This is a genomic window from Salinarimonas soli, assembly GCF_008386575.1.
Classification (GTDB): domain Bacteria; phylum Pseudomonadota; class Alphaproteobacteria; order Rhizobiales; family Beijerinckiaceae; genus Salinarimonas_A; species Salinarimonas_A soli.
In genome coordinates this window covers 1-250 of record NZ_VUOA01000277.1, presented here as the reverse complement: position 1 = coordinate 250, position 250 = coordinate 1, and the positions used below count along the sequence as shown (strand labels likewise).

At 45.6% G+C, this 250-nt stretch carries 1 protein-coding gene; it reads left to right on the top strand.

From position 1 onward, the window contains the following. Nucleotides 1-250: MPN domain-containing protein (locus F0L46_RS28010; RefSeq protein ID WP_210247723.1), on the top strand; the 250-nt coding region annotated here is incomplete at both ends.

The following is a 250-nucleotide window of genomic DNA, read 5'->3' as shown; positions in this document are numbered from 1 at the left end:
CGGGACTGGAGTATCTGTAGAGGCTGTTGATCCAGTCTTCCAAGCTAAGATGTTGGACATGTTGAAACAAACAGGACGACCCGAAATGGTTGTTGGATGGTATCATTCACATCCTGGCTTTGGTTGTTGGTTATCTGGTGTGGACATCAACACTCAACAGTCATTTGAAGCATTATCAGAACGTGCAGTTGCTGTTGTGGTTGATCCCATCCAGTCAGTAAAGGGTAAAGTTGTGATAGACGCATTCCGC